General features: G+C 71.8%; 1 pseudogene. It reads right to left on the bottom strand.

Annotated features, from left to right (window positions below):
* A pseudogene (locus Q7A36_RS40115) lies at positions 1-923 on the bottom strand (IS3-like element ISAzo10 family transposase); the annotation flags it as partial.
* Positions 924-990: the final 67 nt, after the last annotated feature.

The following is a 990-nucleotide window of genomic DNA, read 5'->3' as shown; positions in this document are numbered from 1 at the left end:
GAACGTGACATCCCAGCACCAGACCTGCCCCGGGCCGGTGGCTACATGCGTGCTGGGCGGGCTCGTGCTCCGCGGTGGGCGGGCCCGACCACGGCGCTGCATCTGGCCGTGGTCACGCAGCACGCGGTGGAAGCTCGCCTCGCTGCCGACATAGATGCCTTCGTCGGCCAGCGCCGGGACGATGCGGGCCGGCGGCGTGCTGGCGAAGCGCGGCTGGTTGGCCAGCTCGATGATGCGCGCCCGCTCGGCCTCGCTGAGGGCGTGCGCTGGCTTGGGCCGGACAGCCTCGGGCCGGCGGTCGATCGTCACCTCGTCCTCACCGGCGCGCCAGCGCTGGAAGGTCCGAACGTCGATGCCGGCGAGGTGGCAGGCCGGGGCCAGCCGGGCGCCGGCGACGCAGGCCGTCGTGATCTCGCTCGTGAGGGTCATGCGGTCTTCCCGGCAGGTCATTCGTCCTCGCCGTCGCGGAAGACCGCCTTCAGTTTTTTTGCCAGCACCAGCAAGGCAGCCGTCTCGGCCAGCGCCTTGTCCTTGCGATGCAGCTCGCGCTCGAGCTCCTTCACCCGCCGCCGGTCCTGCCGGGCCTCGACGGCGCTCGCCGCCCGCGGTTCGCCCAGACCGGCCATCGCGTCGTGCTTCCAGGCCTCGAGCTCAGCGAGGTAGAGGCCTTGCTCGCGGCACCAGGCGCTGCGGGCGGCCTCGTCCATCGCTGCCGTGGTGATCACCGCCTCCAGCCGCGCCGCCGGCGTCCAACGCTGGCTGCTGGCCAGCTCGCCGGGTGCGGCCAGGGCCTGCGCCCGCCACCGCTCCAGGGTGGCAACACTGACCCCCGTGTCGCGCGAGACCACGTCGATGGCCGCACTCTCCGGCGGCAGCAGCCGCGCGACGATGCGATCCCTGAATGCTTTGCCGTATCGAGCCACTCTCGCTTACCCGCGCCCCCTTCATTCCGCGGTTCTATACACGCGACAACTTTTCTGACACCGGGGG

Origin of the sequence: Paracraurococcus lichenis (assembly GCF_030657435.1) — a bacterium.
GTDB lineage: Bacteria > Pseudomonadota > Alphaproteobacteria > Acetobacterales > Acetobacteraceae > Paracraurococcus > Paracraurococcus lichenis.
The sequence above is the reverse complement of the archived record's forward strand: the minus strand, read 5'-3'. Positions and strand labels throughout refer to the sequence as shown.